Annotated in this window: 19 protein-coding genes; 12 read left to right on the top strand and 7 right to left on the bottom strand. The window is 63.6% G+C overall.

Annotated features, from left to right (window positions below):
* Positions 1-102 precede the first annotated feature (102 nt).
* A complete protein-coding gene (locus tag VKM35_RS04845) occupies positions 103-1176 on the bottom strand; it encodes an SPFH and helix-turn-helix domain-containing protein (RefSeq protein ID WP_324318926.1) in 1074 nt (357 codons plus the stop codon).
* Positions 1177-1250: 74 nt separating this feature from the next.
* Positions 1251-2201, bottom strand: a complete 951-nt coding sequence (locus tag VKM35_RS04850) for a hypothetical protein (RefSeq protein WP_324318928.1) — start codon at positions 2199-2201, stop codon at positions 1251-1253.
* A gap of 214 nt (positions 2202-2415) precedes the next feature.
* Between VKM35_RS04850 and VKM35_RS04855 the strand changes: the two genes are divergently transcribed.
* Entirely contained in the window at positions 2416-3309 is an 894-nt protein-coding gene (locus VKM35_RS04855) for a pseudouridine synthase (RefSeq protein WP_324318930.1), read from the top strand.
* 12 nt (positions 3310-3321) lie between these two features.
* Here the strand turns inward: VKM35_RS04855 and VKM35_RS04860 are convergent, their stop codons facing one another.
* Positions 3322-3756 carry an FKBP-type peptidyl-prolyl cis-trans isomerase gene (locus VKM35_RS04860; protein ID WP_324318932.1) on the bottom strand — a complete coding sequence of 145 codons (435 nt, stop codon included), beginning with the start codon at positions 3754-3756 and terminating at the stop codon, positions 3322-3324.
* Positions 3757-3938: 182 nt separating this feature from the next.
* Here VKM35_RS04860 and VKM35_RS04865 point away from each other — a divergent pair, with 182 nt between their 5' ends.
* From VKM35_RS04865 to VKM35_RS04875, 3 genes are all read left to right on the top strand, one after another.
* Positions 3939-4262 (top strand): I78 family peptidase inhibitor, encoded by a 324-nt coding sequence (locus tag VKM35_RS04865; protein WP_324318934.1) that lies wholly within the window; start codon positions 3939-3941, stop codon positions 4260-4262.
* 81 nt (positions 4263-4343) lie between these two features.
* Complete coding sequence (locus tag VKM35_RS04870; RefSeq protein ID WP_324318936.1) at positions 4344-4733, top strand: MAPEG family protein; 390 nt, start codon at positions 4344-4346, stop codon at positions 4731-4733.
* Positions 4734-6164: a dihydrolipoyl dehydrogenase gene (locus tag VKM35_RS04875; RefSeq protein WP_324318938.1), complete on the top strand. Its 1431-nt coding sequence runs from the start codon at positions 4734-4736 to the stop codon at positions 6162-6164. It abuts the gene before it with no gap.
* A gap of 148 nt (positions 6165-6312) precedes the next feature.
* Here VKM35_RS04875 and VKM35_RS04880 read toward each other — a convergent pair whose 3' ends face one another.
* Entirely contained in the window at positions 6313-7293 is a 981-nt protein-coding gene (locus tag VKM35_RS04880; RefSeq protein ID WP_324318940.1) for an alpha/beta fold hydrolase, read from the bottom strand.
* Between the two features lie 207 nt (positions 7294-7500).
* Here VKM35_RS04880 and VKM35_RS04885 point away from each other — a divergent pair, with 207 nt between their 5' ends.
* A complete protein-coding gene (locus tag VKM35_RS04885) occupies positions 7501-7782 on the top strand; it encodes a GNAT family N-acetyltransferase (RefSeq protein ID WP_324318942.1) in 282 nt (93 codons plus the stop codon).
* Positions 7783-7797: 15 nt separating this feature from the next.
* Positions 7798-8400: a YdeI/OmpD-associated family protein gene (locus tag VKM35_RS04890; RefSeq protein ID WP_324318944.1), complete on the top strand. Its 603-nt coding sequence runs from the start codon at positions 7798-7800 to the stop codon at positions 8398-8400.
* A gap of 302 nt (positions 8401-8702) precedes the next feature.
* Here VKM35_RS04890 and VKM35_RS04895 read toward each other — a convergent pair whose 3' ends face one another.
* From VKM35_RS04895 to VKM35_RS04905, 3 genes are all read right to left on the bottom strand, one after another.
* A complete protein-coding gene (locus VKM35_RS04895) occupies positions 8703-10403 on the bottom strand; it encodes a serine/threonine-protein kinase (RefSeq protein WP_324318946.1) in 1701 nt (566 codons plus the stop codon).
* Between the two features lie 3 nt (positions 10404-10406).
* Positions 10407-12179, bottom strand: coding sequence for a M14 family metallopeptidase (locus VKM35_RS04900; RefSeq protein ID WP_324318949.1), 1773 nt, complete (start codon positions 12177-12179; stop codon positions 10407-10409).
* Between the two features lie 75 nt (positions 12180-12254).
* Positions 12255-13265, bottom strand: a complete 1011-nt coding sequence (locus VKM35_RS04905) for an NAD(P)H-binding protein (RefSeq protein WP_324318950.1) — start codon at positions 13263-13265, stop codon at positions 12255-12257.
* 95 nt (positions 13266-13360) lie between these two features.
* Between VKM35_RS04905 and VKM35_RS04910 the strand changes: the two genes are divergently transcribed.
* The 6 genes from VKM35_RS04910 to VKM35_RS04935 form a co-directional block, all read left to right on the top strand.
* Complete coding sequence (locus VKM35_RS04910; protein WP_324318952.1) at positions 13361-13939, top strand: GbsR/MarR family transcriptional regulator; 579 nt, start codon at positions 13361-13363, stop codon at positions 13937-13939.
* Positions 13936-14406 (top strand): DUF393 domain-containing protein, encoded by a 471-nt coding sequence (locus tag VKM35_RS04915; protein ID WP_324318954.1) that lies wholly within the window; start codon positions 13936-13938, stop codon positions 14404-14406. The genes VKM35_RS04910 and VKM35_RS04915 overlap by 4 nt, the downstream gene beginning before the upstream one ends.
* Before the next feature lie 92 nt (positions 14407-14498).
* Positions 14499-15392, top strand: a complete 894-nt coding sequence (locus VKM35_RS04920) for an acyltransferase (protein WP_324318956.1) — start codon at positions 14499-14501, stop codon at positions 15390-15392.
* Between the two features lie 103 nt (positions 15393-15495).
* The gene (locus VKM35_RS04925) at positions 15496-16167 is read left to right on the top strand and encodes a glutathione S-transferase (RefSeq protein ID WP_324318958.1); all 672 of its coding nucleotides are present in this window, start codon (positions 15496-15498) and stop codon (positions 16165-16167) included.
* A gap of 78 nt (positions 16168-16245) precedes the next feature.
* On the top strand, positions 16246-16854 hold the full coding sequence (locus VKM35_RS04930; protein ID WP_324318964.1) for a rhomboid family intramembrane serine protease: 609 nt from the start codon (positions 16246-16248) through the stop codon (positions 16852-16854).
* A 61-nt stretch (positions 16855-16915) separates the two neighbouring features.
* On the top strand, positions 16916-17456 hold a 541-nt coding region (locus VKM35_RS04935; protein ID WP_324318960.1), incomplete at its 3' end, for a DEAD/DEAH box helicase.

Here is a 17456-nt window from a genome sequence, read left to right on the forward strand (position 1 = left end):
CTCGTGGCTGGCGCCACTCGAATTCCCCGCATGTCCGGCCCGCCGGCTTGCATGCCGACGTGCGTTCGCGGGCTCGTGGCTGACGCCACTCGAAATCCCCGCTCACCCACGTAGGAATTCGTCGAGGGCGGTTTTGGCGATGCGATAGGCGTTGCCGATCTTGCGCGCCTTCAGATCGCCCGAAGTGATCGAAGCCATCACGTCTTCAACGGAGACGCCGAGCGTGGTTGCGGCCTGTTCCGGCGTGAGCACATCAAGCGCCTGCGTTGCGGCCGCGGCGCCTGGAGCTGCTGCCGGCACCGGTGGTGGTGTCGCAGCGCCGGGCTGCATGTCGCGCATCATCTGCTGCGCCATGCCGAAGCCCATCGCCATCTGCGCCGGCATCGTCGCGGCCGCGCCGGCATCGCCGCCTTGCGTCATCGCCTGGCCCATCTGGTATTTCACGTAGTCGTTGAGGTTGCCGATCACGCCCATGCTTGAGCGCTTGTCGATCGCCTGCTCGACTTCCGGCGGCACGGAAACATTTTCCAGCAGGAAGCTGGTGATCTCGATGCCGTACTTGCTGGTCACCGCAGGGTTGATGATCGGCAGCAGCGCGTCGCCCATCTCGCTGTAACGCGAGGCGACATCGAGCGCCGGCACTTGTGCGGTGGCGAGCGCGTCGGTGAACACGCTGACGATGCGCGAACGCATGGTGTCGGCGAATTCGTCGAGACGGAAATTCTGATCGGTACCAGCGACTTCCTTGAGGAATTTCGGCACGTCGACGATATGGAAATCGAAGGTGCCGAAGGCGCGCAGGCGGACCACGCCGAAATCCTTGTCGCGCATCATCACCGGGTTGGACGTGCCCCACTTATTGCCGGTGAACAGCCGCGTGTTGACGTAGTAGACGTCGCATTTGAACGGCGACTTGAAACCGTATTTCCAGCCGAGGATGTCGGACAGGATCGGAATGTTCTCGGTGGTCAGCGTGTGCTTGCCCGGCTCGAACAGGTCGGCGTACTTGCCGGCCGCGACGAACTGCACCTTCTGCGACTCGCGCACGATGAGCTGCGCGCCGTTCTTGATTTCCTTGTCGTCATCGGGGAAGCGATAGGACAGCGTGTCGCGGGAATCGTCGGTCCATTCGATGATTTCCAGCAGCTGGCCCTTGACCAGATCGAGAATGCTCATGACGCGCTCCTTGTGACGAAGGGTGGCTGCTTTGGGAAAAGCGGCGACGGGAAGCCGATTCTAGTCGGACGAGGTCATGTTGCAACGCCCGGCCAGGTGAACGGCACGGCGATGCGCTCGATGCGGCGCTGGCAGGATGGGCAGTTGACCGCCGCGCCGCCGCCATCGAGCAGAAGCACGCTGCCGCAGCCATCGCAGGTCAAGGGTCGATCCAGGCGCAATTGATGGCCGCAGCGGTCGCAGACGCTGCGGCGCGCGCCCGGCAGGATCGCAATCGGCGCCTGGCAGTGGCCGCAGATGCCGCCTTTGCCCTCGACCGGAGCCACGCTGAGGTATTCCTGCGCCAGCCCGGTGCGATCGAGTAGCTTGTGCGCGCTCGCTTCGTCGAGGTAGGGCAGCCAGCCCTGCACGAACATCGCCTGCGCCATGCGTTTTTGCAATGCTGGCGAGGCAGCATCGGGTTGCGGCGATATCTGCGCCTGCACGGCATCGGACAGCGCGTGGTCGAGGCTGGCCAGAACGGTTTCCAGTACTGGTTCGAAACTGCCGGCGCGCACGCGCGCGGGTTTACCAATCGTCCCCGCCTCCCATTGCAGTTTTGTCACGGCGGCATTCATGCGCTCGCTGAGCGCGATCGATTCCGGATCGAAGGCCGCGAACGTGCCGGCATCGGCAAGATTGGCGATATACGCGCGGCGGTACTCGGCATCGCGCACGCGCGGCGGCACCGCGCTCGGGCAGGCATCGACCCAGGCTTCGTAGATTTTCACCTGCAACTCGCGATGGGCGCTGCGGTCGCCCGCGGCCAGCGCGGCGGCAGTTTTCTTCTGCAGCGCCGCGACCAGGTTCCGGTAGACCGGCCCGGGCATCTGCTGCGGCTGTTCGCAGGCCCTGCGGAAATCGTAGTCGGCGAGTGCTCCGCAGAAATCGCAGTAGACATAAGCGGTGACCGAGGCGCGGCTCTTGGCAGCACCACAACTCGGGCAGCGGCTGGCGAGAATGTAGATCGGAGCAGGGTGGGGCATGGATGCAGGCGTCCGAATCGGAAGGGGTTACTCTAGCCACGAAGCGATGATTGAGGGGAGTCGTCATCCCGAAGAAAGCCGGGATCCATTTTGATTTTCACACGAGCAACATGGATCCCGGCTTTCGCCGGGATGACGGAATCTTTTTCCCAAAAAGACTTTTGACAAGACTCCCGTCTACCCATTCCCCATTCCCCATTCCCGAATCATCGCATTGTCCAATCCCACACCCACACTCGACGGCCTCGCCGCCAGCACGCTGCAATTGCCGCCCGGATCGTGGACGACGGTACTCGATTGCCTGTGCGCTCACTTCACTGCGATCCCTCGCGAGCAATGGCTGGACCGGATGCAGCGCGGCCGCGTGCTGGATGCGTCCGGTCACGCGCTGACGCCGGAGAGTGCGTATCGACCCGGCCTGCGTGTGCATTATTTCCGCGAGGTCGCCGACGAAGTGGTGATCCCGTTCCTGGAAACGATATTGCATGCCGACGAAGATCTCGTCGTCGCCGACAAGCCGCATTTCCTGCCGGTGACGCCGGTGGGCAGTTATGTCGAACAGACGCTTCTCGTGCGCCTGATCCGCCGTCTGGCCAACCCCGATCTCGTGCCGCTGCATCGCATCGATCGCGGTACCGCCGGGCTGGTGTTGTTTTCCGCCAATCCTGCGACGCGATCGCGCTACCAGGCTCTGTTTCGCGAGCAGAAAATACGCAAGCGCTACCAGGCGATTGCGCCACGCTTGCCGAATTCGGAATTTCCACAAGTGCGCCGCACGCGCATCGTGCGCGGCGAGCCCTTTTTCCTCAGCCAGGAAATCGATGGTCAGGCCAATGCCGAGACGCGCATCGAAGTGATCGAGAAAATGGGCGCGCATTGGCGTTATGCACTCTCGCCGATCAGTGGCAAGAAGCATCAGCTGCGTCTGCATATGGCTGCGCTGGGTGCGGCCATCGTCAACGATGATTTCTATCCGCGCGTGCTACCACGCGCTGCCGATGACTTCAGTGCGCCACTGCAGTTGTTGGCGCAGGGGCTGGAGTTCGTCGATCCGCTCAGCGGTGTGACGCGGCAGTTCGAGAGCGGCCTGCGGCTCTCGCTGGAGTGAGCGCGGCAGGGTTCAGCGCTTGCGCAACTCCAGCAACTCGATCTCGAACACCAGCGAGGCATTCGGCGGAATCAGGCCATCGCCGGCGCCATCGCTGCCGTAGGCAAAGTCGGCTGGCACCAGCAATACACGCTTGCCGCCGACGCGCATGCCGATCACGCCTTCGTCCCAGCCACGGATCACCTGGCGGCCACCAATGAAAAAAGTGAAGGGCTCGCCATGATCGCGCGAGCTGTCGAACTTCTGCCCACGGTGATCCTTGGCTTTTTCGTCGTACAACCAACCGGTGTAGTGAACCACCGCATCCATGCCGGCATCGGCGGTGGCACCAGTGCCGACCACTTCGTCGACGAGCTTGAGTTCGGCCACGCTGCCACCGGGCGGCGGCGATGCCGTCGTGCAGGCGGCGAGGGCGAGCAGGAAAGTCAGCAGCAGGGGCAGGCGCATCGCGATGATCTCCGGAAAGTGGGCAGAGTGCCTTTTGTGGCGCGAAACGGGAAGTCCGGTGCAGACCGGGTTCGGCGGGACATCGTCGCGACTGGACAGGGCCGGCATTGCTGGCGACACTCGCCGCTGCGCTTCGTGTCTCGGCGCGCCCGTATCCACCGCTCGCTTCCGGAGAACCAGCGATGAAGAACCAGGCAAAGCGCTTGATCGGCATTGGCGTAGTGGTGATCGCGGCATCGATATTGACAGCCTGTGCGAGCTCGCCGCCGATCGCGACCGAGCCCCCGCCAGCGACAAAGCCCATGACCTGCGAGCAATCGCGCGCCGCCTGGGCCATCGGAAAATTCGCTGAACCCTCATTGCTGGCGAAAGTGCGCGAGATCAGCGGTGCAAGAGTCGTCCGCGTGATCAAGCCCGGACAAATGGTGACCATGGAATTCAATGCCGAACGCGTGGATGTACGCGTGGATGGCAAGAACATCGTGCTGGGCATCACCTGCGGTTGAGGCGGATCATCGTGGCATCGTCCTGCCGAGGTCGCATCGCAGCCCCTCGCTTGTTGTTCAATAACAAAAGGAAATAGACGCATGACCACCGAACTGCAAATGTTGCTGTGGACCGTGGTGCTGGGATTGGTGCAGATCGCCGTGAGTGCATCGATCTCGACGCATACCCGAGGTATTGCCTGGAACGTCGGCGCCCGCGATGACGCGCCGAAACCTCTGACTGCCGTCGGTGGCCGCCTTGATCGTGCGTTGCGCAATCTGCTGGAGACGTTTCCGTTCTTCGCGGTCGCGGTGCTGGCAGTGACGATCACCCAGCGTGGCACGCCGCACAGCGCGCTTGGCGCACAGATCTATTTCTGGTCGCGGGTCGCGTTCGTGCCGGTGTACGCGGCTGGCATTCCCTATCTGCGTACCTTGATCTGGGGCGCGTCGATCTTCGGTCTGCTCATGGTTCTTTCGCCGGTGCTGTGAATGACTGAGCGTCGCGTCGACGTCGCGATCATCGGTGCCGGCAGTGCCGGGCTGGCGGCGCATGCGTCGGCGCGTCGACTCACCGCCTCGGTGTTGATGATCGAAGGTGGTGTCTACGGCACGACCTGCGCCCGCGTCGGTTGCATGCCCAGCAAGTTGCTGATCGCTGCCGGCGACAGTCGTCAGGGCATCGCGGAGGCAGGGATCTTCGGCATTCGCGTCGGTGACGTCGCAGTCGATGGGGCGGCGGTGATGCGGCGCGTGCAGTCGCTGCGCGACTACTTTGTCGGCGGCGTGTTGGCTTCGGTGGCGAAGATTCCCGAGACGGAGCGGCTCGCCGGCCATGCGCGTTTCGAAGCGCCGCTGTCCCTGCGCGTCGGGGACGTCGGCATCCAGGCGAAAAGCATCGTCATCGCGACCGGCTCCGCGCCGTTCGTGCCGGACGCCTTTCGCGATATCGGTGATCGCCTGCTGACCACCGATTCGCTGTTCGAACTGCCGACCCTGCCGACTTCGCTGGCAGTGGTAGGCGGCGGCGTGATCGGGCTCGAGCTCGGCCAGGCCTTGCATCGCCTCGGTGTGCGCGTGCGGCTTTTCCACCGGAGTGCGAGCCTGGGCGCGGGCGGCGATGCCGTGATCGCCGCGCTCGCGACGAAGTTGTTCACCGCATCATTGCCGTGTGAGCTTTCTACCGACGCGCAGCCGCTGTCGCATGATGCGGCTGGTGTGGACATCGCCTGGCATGATGCCGGCGGCACGGCGCGCAACGAACGTTTCGAATACGTGCTGGTCGCGACCGGCCGCAGACCCCGGCTGGAAGCGCTGGATCTTGCGAAAGCCGGCATCGCGCTGGATGCGCATGGCGTCCCGACCTTCGACCCCGCCACGATGCGTTGCGGCGAAAGTGCGATTTTTCTCGCCGGCGATGTCGATGGCCAGCGCGCGATGCTGCACGAGGCGACCGAATCGGGCCGCATCGCCGGCGAAAACGCCGCGCGCTTTCCCGAGGTTGCGACACATCGGCGGACGCCGCGCCTGGCGATCGGTTTCACCTCACCGCAATTCGCCGTAGTCGGGGCGTCGTTGTCGGAATGCGATCCCGCGCAGACGGCGATTGGCGAAGTCTCGTTCGCAGATCAGGGCCGCAGCCGCGTGATCGCGCAAAACGTCGGTCTCGGTCGGCTTTATGGCGATCGCAGCAGCGGTCGCCTGCTGGGCGCGCAGTTGCTGGGGCCAGCGGCGGAACATCTCGCGCATCTCCTCGCCTGGGCGATCGCGCAGGAGCTCACCGTGCAGCAGATGCTGGACCTGCCTTTCTATCATCCGGTGATCGAGGAAGGCCTGCGTACCGCGCTCAAGGATCTGCGCCGCGAACTCAAGCGCAAGCCCGCGCCAGCGCGCGACGCCATGGATTGCGGACCGGGGACCTGAAGTCGGGTGGCGTTGCGGCTTTGCGGGAGTGAGCGGTGAGTGGTGAGTGGTGAGTGGAAAGATCTTGCCCGTCGTCCCCGCGTAGGCGGGGACCCAGTGCCTTTCGCGGCGATCACGACCAAGACGCCAGTCAGGCGGAAAGCGCAGATTAATCGGCGCGCAACTGCGTCTGCCAAGGCTGCACGCCGGGAATGCGCGTCGGGATGTCGCGCGCGCTCAGGTCGCCTTTGAGCGTGTCGAACAGGTCGCGCACGAAACGCTGATTGCCGAAGAACCAGGAGTGTTCGAACGAGCCCGGCGTCGCCAGTTGCTCCTGCTGGCGCAAAGCGGCCGAGCTCTGCAATCGTTCGAAATATGCCGTGCAATCCACATCGACCGCGCGCGGGCCGGGCTGGTCCGGCAGACCGACGCGGCCAACGCGCGGCGCAACGCCAAGCCGCTTGGCGTTGGACAGCTTGAGTACGCCGTCATTGCGATTGTAGTAATTGGTCAGGCGCACGCAGTGCCGGTACAGCGAATCGCTGCTGGAATTTCCGGCAGCAAGGGAGCCCGAGGAAACATCACCGGCGATCAGGCATATCTGACTGACCACCCAATCGTTGCGATCCAGACGAGTATCGTCGGCGTCGTCGAAGGCTTCGCGCACCACGAAGGCGCCCATCGAATGCGCGAGAATATGGATGTTGATGCTGCAGTCGGGCGTCTGCAGTTTCGCCAACAGCGCGATGCCGTCGCTGACCAGGCGCATCGCGGTCTGTTTGGCATCGTGGCGGTCGTCGAGATAATTGAACGCCGATGAGGCGCTGGGCCAGTCGTAGGAGACGATAACGCCCTTGAAGCCGATGCCGTGCAGATCCGTTTGCAGCTGCCGGTGCCGGTTGATGACGGTGTCGGGCGAGTTGTTGAAACCGTGCACGAACACCAGAATGTCACCGCGCGGGTGACCAGTGCGCGCGTCCACGCCCCAGGTGGCAGCCTGACGAATCTGTTTCGTCCAGAGCGGTGCGGCGACGGCATGCGCGGGCGCGGGCGCGGCGCCCGGCGGAACGAACAGATAGCCGGTGGGGCCAGGGTCGTTGCTGTATTGGCCGTTGCGTGTGCGCCGGGCGGTGAGGACATAGTCGGTCATGGCGGTGTTCCATGCAGGGATTCGATCAAGGCAACGCGAGCACTGCGGAAAAACGGCAAGTCTGCGGCGGTCGAGCTTGTTCAGCTTGTTCGATTGCGACCGAGCGGCCCACTGCGGGTCATGCTACGCCGGAGTTTCGGATTAAGCTGCGCCCTGACGGTCGATCGGGCCGTCGCGAGTGTCACGATTCCATGGGAGGAAGAGCGCATGAGTTTTTCGATCCAGCACAATGCGGCGGCCAGCCGTTTCGAGGTCGTCGTCGACGGCCAGCTCTGCGTGCTTGAGTACAGGTTGCAGGGGCAGGTGATGACGATCACACATACGGGTGTTCCCACGGAAGTTGGCGGCCGCGGCATCGCTGCCGATCTTGCAACGGCCGCTTTCGAAGCCGCGCGCGCCTCCGGCTGGAAAGTGCTGCCGGCGTGCTCGTATGCTGCGGTTTTCGTCAAGCGGCACCCCGAATACGATGATCTGATCGTATCGGCCTGATCCGGAGGAAAACGCATGGCCAAGCTCGATCCGCGTGTCGATGCCTATATCGCCAACGCCGCCGAATTCGCCCGCCCGATTCTGGTTCATCTGCGCGAACGCGTGCATGCCGGTTGCCCGGACGTGGAAGAAACGCTGAAATGGAGCATGCCCACCTTCATGCACCACGGCATTCTCTGTGGCATGGCGGCGTTCAAGCAGCACTGCACGTTCGGCTTCTGGAAGAGCGAGCTGGTGGTGGCCGAGGGCGACAACGACAAGGCGATGGGACAGTTCGGGCGCATCGTCAAATTGTCCGATCTGCCTTCGAATAAGATTCTCGCCGGCTACATCAAGCAGGCGATGAAGCTCAACGAGGAGGGCGTGAAGACACCGCGCCGCAGCAAGGCTGCAACGCCGAAACCGGCACCGGTCGTGCCCGAGGATCTGCTGGCGGCGTTGAAGAAGAATCGCAAGGCGCAGGCGACGTTCGATGCTTTCAGCCCGAGCAACCGTCGCGAATACACCGACTGGCTGGCCGAAGCCAAACGCCCCGAGACCCGCGAACGCCGCCTCGCGCAGACCATCGAGTGGCTGGCCGAGGGCAAGGTGCGGAACTGGAAGTATTTGAATTGTTGAGGTGGTGGGCGGTGAGCGGTGAGCGGTGAGCGGTGAGCGGTGAGCGGGAAAAGCATATGGGATTTCGTCATCCCCGCGAAGGCGGGGATCCAGTGTCTTTGCTTTCCAGTGTTTCAGAAGAAACGATCAAAGAGCCAAGTCACTGGATCCCCGCCTTCGCGGGGATGACGGTAGACAGACCGGCGAGTTTTTGGTGGGCGGCTTCGCCGCTGAAACTGCTTCCAGTTTCGCGGGAGCGGCCAATTTAAATAGCAGCGACCCGCAGCACATGTGCTGTATGCCTAGGCGAGTTCATCGAAATATCAACGCCCCGCGTGATATTCCCCGCGCAGCGCCGCCGTATCGAGTTTTCGGGATTGTTCCGCGTCGTAAGCCAGCTTGACGCCGTCGCCACCGAGCCCGGGCAGGTACAACTCGACCAGCATGGTGTTTTCCGGATAGCGCTTGCGCATCACCAGCATCACGTAGTCACTGCCGTCATGCTGGAAGAAATAATCCTTGCCTTCATAGGCGGCGGGACGGACCTGGGTGCGGATCACCTGGCCGTCGAGCGGATTGTTGACGCCCTCGATCTTGATGTAGACGACATCACTACCAGCCACCTGCGCGACGGAGACGGTTTCGTTGTGCTCGCCGACATAGACGTTGCCGTATTTTTCCATCGCTTCGGACGGCTTCGCTTTTTCTTCCTTCGCTACCTCGGGCTTCGTCGTCGGCGCGGCGGCTGGAGGCGAAACCGCCGCAGGCACAGGCGTCGCGACGGGCTTCGAAACCGTGCTCGTGGGCGCGGGCAGCGTTTCGACCTTGGTCGCTGTTGGTGCTGGAGATGCAGCATTCGTCGCGACGACTGCCGGAATCGTCGCGGCCGCTGTTGTCGCGACGCTCGTATTTTCCGGTAGCGCATCGGGCCGTGGCACTTCGGTCGTCGAATGCCATCGCGTCCAGATGAGTGCGCTGACGGCCAGCGCTGCGGGAATAGCCCAAAGCAGAGTTTTGCCCGGCGATTTTCTTTCCGACATCGCCTGCGTCGATTGCGTCGCCTGCGCGGGAAGCGTTGCCGGCGGGCTCGGCGTCGCCAGTGAAGTCGCAGGCAATGGCGCCGCGGCTTTGGCCAGGCCCGGTGTCGCCAGCATCGTCGCTGCAGCGCTGGGCTGGCGCGCCTGCACCTGCAGGTCGCCGCCTTGCTGGATCAACGGATGCGCGGCGAGCGCGGCCAGCAACTGCCTCGCACTTTGATAACGAGCGGCCGGTTCTTTCGCGAGAAGCTTGCCGAGAATTTCCGCGGTTGTGTCATCGACCTTGGCATTGAGCGTGCGGATATCGGGGATGTCCGACTCGACCACGCTGAGCATCAGCTTGAACGGGCTTTCGGAATTGAACGGCAGGCGGCCACTGAGCATCTCGAACAACACGACACCGAGCGCGAACAGATCCGAGCGCTCGTCCACCGGCTTGCCCAGGCAGACTTCCGGCGACAGGTAACCGGGCGTACCGACGACGTCGCCGGTCGCGGTGAGTTTCTTGCTGAGGTCGCGCTGGGTGAGGGCGATGCCGAAATCGGCGATCTTGAGCTGGCCGCGTTTGCTTAGCAGCAGGTTGCCCGGCTTGATGTCGCGGTGGATGACGCCGTGTTCGTGCGCGGTCGCGAGACCGAGCGCGGCTTGGCGCAGCAGGTTCAGCGCATCGCTTGTCGCAAGCGGACCTTCGCGTTCGATCAGGGTCGACAGGCTTTCGCCGTCGACGAATTCCATGGCGAAATACGCCTGTTCGTTTTCCTGGCCGATGTAGTGGATCTGGATGATGTGCGGGTCGTTGAGCGCGGCCATCGAACGCGCCTCGCGCACGAAGCGTTCGACCAGCGCGGGATCGTGCGACAGCGCCGCCGACAATTCCTTGATCGCGACGTAGCGATCCAGCGACGGCTCGAACGCCTTGTAGACCACGCCCATGCCACCGCGACCGAGTTCGGCGACGATGCCGTAGTGTCCGAGTTGCGTCTTCATGCGTCAGCGCGGCGCGGTGGCGGTGCGCAGCACGGGGTAGAGGTTGTAGCGCTCGTCCCAGGACGAATGCCGGCGCGCGAAAAACTGCAGGCGCGCCGCCGGACTCTTGGCGAAGCCCGGATCGCTGGCGAGTTTTTGCTTGAATTCGGCAGCGAGCGCGGGATCGGCGGCGAGTTGTTCGCGCGCGACGTCCTCGGCAACGTAGTCCTCCATGTATTCCTTCTGCTCGAAGGCATTGTTGAATTCGCCCCAGGCGACCAGCGAATCGCCCGACTGCGGTTCCAGCAAGGTCATCACCAGCCGCGCTTTCGCCTGCGCGATCGGCACGAACAAGGCGCCTGCGCCGATCTCGCGCTGTTCGGGTTTCCAACTGCCCTGCGCATTCACGCGCTGGTGGCCTTCGACGGATTGCCCACTGATGTCGGTTTTGTTGGCGCGATAGGTTTCGACATCGGCCTTGTGCAGCGGACCGGTGATTGCGCGAAAAGAAATTCCATGCAGCCGGAGTTTTTCGCCGACCCAGGCGGCGTGCGCGGCGGGGACGATGTAACCGGCCTCCGGCGCAATGACTTGCGTGCCGGGATGGATGTCGTCGCGCAGTCCGACGTGCCAGACCTGCGGCTTGCTCTCGTCGTAACGCGTCATCAGCGCGCCGGAAATATCCGAAAGCGTGCGCGTGTATTCGTAGCCGAGGAAATCGATATCGCGGACCTTGTCGGAAGCGACGTAGTCGAGTGCCACGTTTTTCCCGCCCAGCGTCATCGCGCGCGCGTCGGCGGCATGCGCATCCTTGAGCCAGCTCGCACCGTGCGTCGCGACCTGGTTGAGCAGGGAGACGATGGTGTTGTGGGTGATGCGCACGCGGGTCGGGTAGTCCTTCCACGAATGCGTTTCGACCAGCATCGCCATGCGGTTGCGCAACTGGAAGTAGCCGGTGGAGAAACGCGGCGTCGCGACGCCGTCGGTGAAGCCGGAGCTTGGATCGTCGCCGACGTTGAACGAGGGATAGAACGCTACCGGCCGCGAACCCTGCGCGCTGAGATCGGCGATCACCGCGCTGCGCAATGCCAGGCCGTCCCTACGGAATTCCGGGTCGCCGGAATTGACCGGTTCGACCTGGATCGCGACATCGTGCTGGAACTTGGCGCCGTCGGTGACATGCAGGTCGATATAGGCGAGCGGATCCCATTGATTGACCAGGCGCAGCATCGCCTGCATTTCCGGCGCGTCGGCTTTGACGTAATCGCGATTGAGGTTGTAGTTCTGTGCGGTGGTGCGCCAGCCCATTTCCTCGGGGCCGCGCTGGTTCGGGCGATTCCATTTTCCGAAGCGTTCGTGGCCGTCGATGTTGAACACCGGCACGAAGATCAGCACCTGTTTTTCCAGCGCGCCTTTCGCGGCCTTGCTCTCGAGGGCTTCGCGCAGCGCGAGGAAGCCGGCGTCCTTGCCATCGATTTCACCGGCGTGGATGCCGCCCTGGATCAGCAGCACTGGCAGGCCGCGGTCGCTTGCTTGTTTGGCAGTAAGAGCGCCGCTGCGCGAGACGATCAGCGCTTTCATCGGTCGGCCTTCCGGCGTGCGGCCGAAATCGATGCAGCGCACGGCGTCCGGATATGTCTTCTGGAACGCGGCGCAGAGCGCGATCACTTCGTCATAGCGGCCGGTCTTGAGGAAGCCCGAGCGTTCGGCCACGGTGCTCAGCGGTGCATCGGTGGCGTGGGCGCTGGCGATGGCGCCGAGGGCGAGCGTCAACGCGAGACAAAGAGGACGGATCATGGGCGCGCCTGGTCGTGTGGAAGCGCGATGATGCCTGCGGATGCGCGTGGGGAATAGTGAGGATGGTTGGGGAGGTCATTCGCCCATGGGGGCGGGCATGACCGCGACTTCATGATCGCCGTGAATGGATGGAGTCGCGGCCATGCCCGAGCCTGCGGGCGCCGCACCGATTGCGCGCGGGGCGCGGCCGAGCAATTCCGGCAGGCGATTGCGCTGCGGGCAGTTGTCGTGGCGCAGCAGCTCCCAATGGCCGAATGAAAACGGCGTCCAGTGCAGCAGGTCGCAGACGTGACTACCCAGGCGCGCGAGCAGGCTGGGCACGCGCAGGCAGCGCGCGGGCTTGTCGTGATGCAGGCGGCGGATCGCTGCAATGTAGTCGGACAGGGTGCGCTGGTCGGGTCCGCCGAGATCGAATTCGCGATCACGATCGTCGGGTGTTGTCGTTTCGATGCGCAGCGCGAGATGGGCGAGGGCTTCGCCGAGTTCGCCGACATCGAGCGCGGCGATCTGGCCGACGGCATCGGCCGGCAGCAACTGGATCGGCCAGTGCGCGACGCGCCGGATCCACAGCGCGCCATAGCCGCCGTCACCATCAAGCAACGACGGCCGGACGATCCGCCAATCGGCGCCGCTGGCACGCAACGCGGCTTCGCCATCGACTTTTGAGCGCAGGAAACGGCTGCGCGCCGGATGGTTCAGTCCCAATGCCGACACGTGGATCAGCCGCAGCTGGCGTTGCCGACAAGCTTCGGCAAGCGCTGCGGGCGCGTGGTGGTGGACACGCTGATAGGTTTCGCGCCCGCGCTGACGCAGGATGCCGACGCAGTTGACTACGGCATCGACGCCTTCGAGCGCGGCGGCCCAATCGTCAGGCGTTTGCAGTTCTTCAAGCCGGGCTTGCCGGCGTAGGCAGGTCAGGGCGCCCTCGGGCAGTTTGCGATCAATGCGTCCGGGCTGGCGGCTGCCGATGATGACTTGCGCGCCCCGCACCAGCAGAGCAGTGACCGCATGCCGGCCGATAAAGCCGGAGCCGCCCAGGACCAGGACGACGGCGCGGCGCGCATGAGGGAGGTCGGCTTGATCCATGGACTGCCTGCGACTCTCGTCAGTTATTTCTGTCTTGACAGAAATATATGACCAAAATACGATCCGGGCAAGCGCAGATTCGCGGGAATCCCACCATGAGCAGCATCGATCCGATCCCTGCTTCCAACCCGACCGCCGCCGACCGCCTGACTCCCGTGAGCCGGCGTTTCGTCCTGCATTGGGGCGAAATGGGTTCGCGCTGGGGCGTCAACCGCACCGTCGCGCAGATCCACGCGCTGCTGTTTCTTTCCGGGCGGCCGATGCCGGCCGATGAAATCGCCGAGATCCTGGTGGTCGCGCGTTCGAACGTCAGCAACAGCCTGCGCGAGTTGCTCAGCTACAACCTGGTGAAGGTGGTGCACCTGCTCGGGGATCGTCGCGATCACTACGACACCGGCAAGGACGTCTGGGAGTTGTTCCGCACGGTGACGCGCGAGCGCAAGTCGCGCGAATTCGATCCGACCATCGCGGTGCTCGGCGATTGCGTGGCCGATCCGGCATTTTCCCGCGAGGATCGCAACACCCAATTGCGGATCAAGGAGACGTTGACGCTGATGACCACGATGTCGGCCTGGGGCGAGGAAATGCTGCGGCTGGAGCCGTCGACCTTGATGCAGGTAATGAAGCTCGGCAGCCGCATCCAGAAACTGCTGCGCGATGGCGGCGGCAAATGAGCGCTGTCGTTGCCCGTTTTCCGCTGACGATTTTCTACGATGCCGGCTGCCCGCTGTGCACGAAGGAAATGCATGCGATCAAGGACTACGACCAGCACGATCGTCTGCACCTGGTGGATTGCTCCGACGTGGATTTCGCCGATATCGACGCGGCTCGCGCCGGTATCGCCAGGGCCGACATGATGCGGCTGATCCATGCCCGCGATGCGGCCGGGCGCTGGTTCATCGGCATGGATGTCTTCGTGCTCGCGTACCGTGAAGTCGGTATCGAAGCGATGGCGCAGCTGTGGTCGAATCGTTGGTTGCGGCCGCTCTGGGATCGACTGTATCCGTGGGTGGCGGACCACCGCATGGGCTTGTCGCGGATTGGCTTCACCAATGCTTTCGATCTGCTGCTGCGCTGGGCGGCGAGGCGTGCGCAGAAACAGGCGCAGGCCTGTCGCGATGGCCGTTGCGAGCTGCCTTGAATGCAGGCCGCGATTGTGCAAGCGCCATCAGCGGAAGAAAAATCCTTGGGCTTCGGGCGATAATCGCCGCTGCATCGTCAGGACCCGTGTCCATGTTCGCCTTCCTGCCCCTGTTTCTCCGCCTGCCTCTGGTCGCTCTGCTGATCGCGCTCAGCACGTTGGCGCATACGCTGCCCTTGTTCGTCGTGGCATTTTTTAAATGGTTGTTGCCGCTGCCGGCGTTCCGGCGCGCGTGCAATCACGTGCTGGTCGGATTGGCGGAAAGCTGGATCGCGGTGAACAGCGCTTTGTTCGGCCTGTTCACGCGCACGAAATTCGTGATCGAGGGGCTGGAGGATCTGAAGACCGACGGCCATTACCTGGTGTTCGCCAACCACCAGAGCTGGGTCGATATCCCGGTGCTGCAGAAAGTGTTCAACCGTCGCATTCCTTTCCTGCGCTTTTTCCTCAAGAGCCAGCTGATCTGGGTGCCGCTGCTGGGTCCGGCCTGGTGGGCGCTCGATTTCCCCTTCATGAAGCGCTACAGCAAGGAAATGCTGGCCAAGCGTCCAGAACTCGCCGGTCAGGACACCATCGCCACGCGCCGCGCCTGCGAAAAATTCCGCGACATGCCGGTGTCGGTGATGAACTTCGTCGAGGGCACGCGCTTCACGCCGGAAAAGCACGCGCGGCAATTGTCGCCGTTCGCGCACCTGCTCAAGCCCAAGGCTGGCGGCGTGGCGTTCGTGCTTGATGCGATGGGTAGCGCGTTGCATTCGATCGTTGACGTCACCCTGGTGTATCCGGGCGGCAAACCGACGATGTTCGATCTGATGGCCAATCGCGTTCCCGAGGTGCGCGTGCAGGTTCGGCAACGGGCAATTCCCGCCGAATTCCTCGCTGGCGATTACGAGAGCGACAGGCCTTTTCGCGCGCGCTTCCAGCAGTGGATGAATGGCGTGTGGCGCGACAAGGACGAGCAGATCACGCGGATGCGCGTGGACTGATCCCTTGCTGCCGGGTAGCGGGTTTCCGGCCGGCGACGTGGGTTGCATCCAAATCATGGCGTGATGGCGTACCTTGTCGATTCGTCCACGCAGGGTTTTCACCATGATCGTCGTCCACCATCTCAACAACTCGCGTTCGCAACGCGTGCTCTGGTTGCTCGAGGAACTGGGCCTGCCTTACGAGATCAAGCGTTACGAGCGCGACGCCGTGACGATGCTGGCACCGCCGTCACTGCGCGCGGTGCACCCGCTGGGCAAGTCACCGGTGATTACCGACGACGGGCAGACGGTGGCGGAATCGGGCGCGATCGTCGAGTACCTGGTCGACAAATATGGCCAAGGTCGTCTTGCGCCGGCAGCAGGGACACCGGAACGATTGCGCTACACCTATTGGTTGCACTACGCGGAAGGCTCGGCGATGCCGCCGCTGCTGATGAGCCTGATCTTCGCGCGGGTACGCTCGGCGCCGGCACCTTTTTTCGTGCGGCCGATCGCGCGCGCGATCGCCGACAAGGTGATGGATTCCTTCGTTCGTCCACAGATAAAGACGCATCTGGATTTCATGGAAGGCGAGCTGGGCAAGTCGGCGTGGTTCGCCGGCGCGGAGTTCAGCGCTGCCGATGTCCAGATGAGTTTTCCGCTCGAAGCCGCGGCATCGCGTGGCGGCCTCGACGCCAGCCGCCCGAAGCTGATGGACTGGCTCGCGCGCATCCATGCCCGGCCTGCTTATCAGCGGGCGCTGGAAAAAGGCGGCCCTTATCAGCTGATGAGTTGAAGTGCAGGGCGACGCGCCTGTGTGCTTGAATACGCGACCGGAAATTTCCGGCCGCCACGCGGAACAAGGTCAAGCATGCTGTCGTCCACTCTGATCATCATCGCCATTACCTGCGCGATTTCGTTCCTCGCGTTCAATCAGACGTCGATGCGCGAGGCCCTTATCCTCTGGCCGCCGGCGATTTCCCGCGACAACGACTGGTATCGCCTGGTCAGCTACGGCCTGATCCACGCCGACTTCCAGCATCTGTTCTTCAACATGCTCACGCTGTATTTCTTCGGGCGTGCTGTCGAGCCGTTCTACGATCAACGGCTGGGCGAACTGGGCTTCGTGCTTTTCTATGTGCTCGGGCTGATTCTTTCGATCCTGCCGAGCTACCTGAAGAATCGCGGCAATTCCGAATACCGCAGCCTCGGCGCGTCCGGCGCGGTGTCGGCGGTGCTGTTCGCCTTCATCCTGCGCGATCCGTGGTCGTCGATCTATCTGTACATGGCGATCAAGATCCCGGCAATCGTGTTTGCCGTGTTGTACACCGCGTATTCGATCTACATGGACCGGCGCGGCAAGGACAACGTGAACCATAGTGCGCACCTCTGGGGCGCGGCGTATGGCGTGGTGTTCACCGTGCTGATCGATCCGAAGGTGCTTTCGGCGTTTTTCCTGCAGCTGAGCCACCCGCGGTTCTGAGCCTGGGTAGCAATGGCCCGGCTAGAGCCAGCCGTCAAAGCGCTTCATGCGACAATCGCGCATGACTGAATTTTCCTCTCTCCGACTGCAACCCGCGCTGCTGCAAGGCGTGGCCGATCTCGGCTACGCGGCGATGACACCCATCCAGGCTGGCAGCCTGCCGCCCATCCTCGAAGGCCGCGACGTGATCGCCCAGGCCCGCACTGGTAGCGGCAAGACCGCCGCATTCGGGCTGGGCCTGTTGTCGCGACTCGACCCGGCCATCGCCCGCGTGCAAGCGCTGGTGCTGTGCCCGACGCGCGAGCTGGCCGACCAGGTAACCACCGAGATCCGCCGCCTGGCGCGCGCCGACGACAACATCAAGGTGGTGACGCTGTGCGGCGGTGTTCCCCTGCGCGGGCAGCTCGCGACGCTGGAGAACGGCGCGCACATCGTCGTCGGCACGCCGGGGCGCCTGCGCGACCACCTGGAGCGCGGCAATCTGCAGATCGGCGGCCTGAAGGCGGCGGTGCTCGACGAGGCCGACGAGATGCTCGACCTCGGCTTCCGCGAGGAGATCGAGGAGATCCTCGACGCCACGCCCGAGGACCGCCGCACGCTCT

Source organism: Arenimonas sp., from assembly GCF_035312645.1.
Lineage (GTDB): Bacteria > Pseudomonadota > Gammaproteobacteria > Xanthomonadales > Xanthomonadaceae > Arenimonas.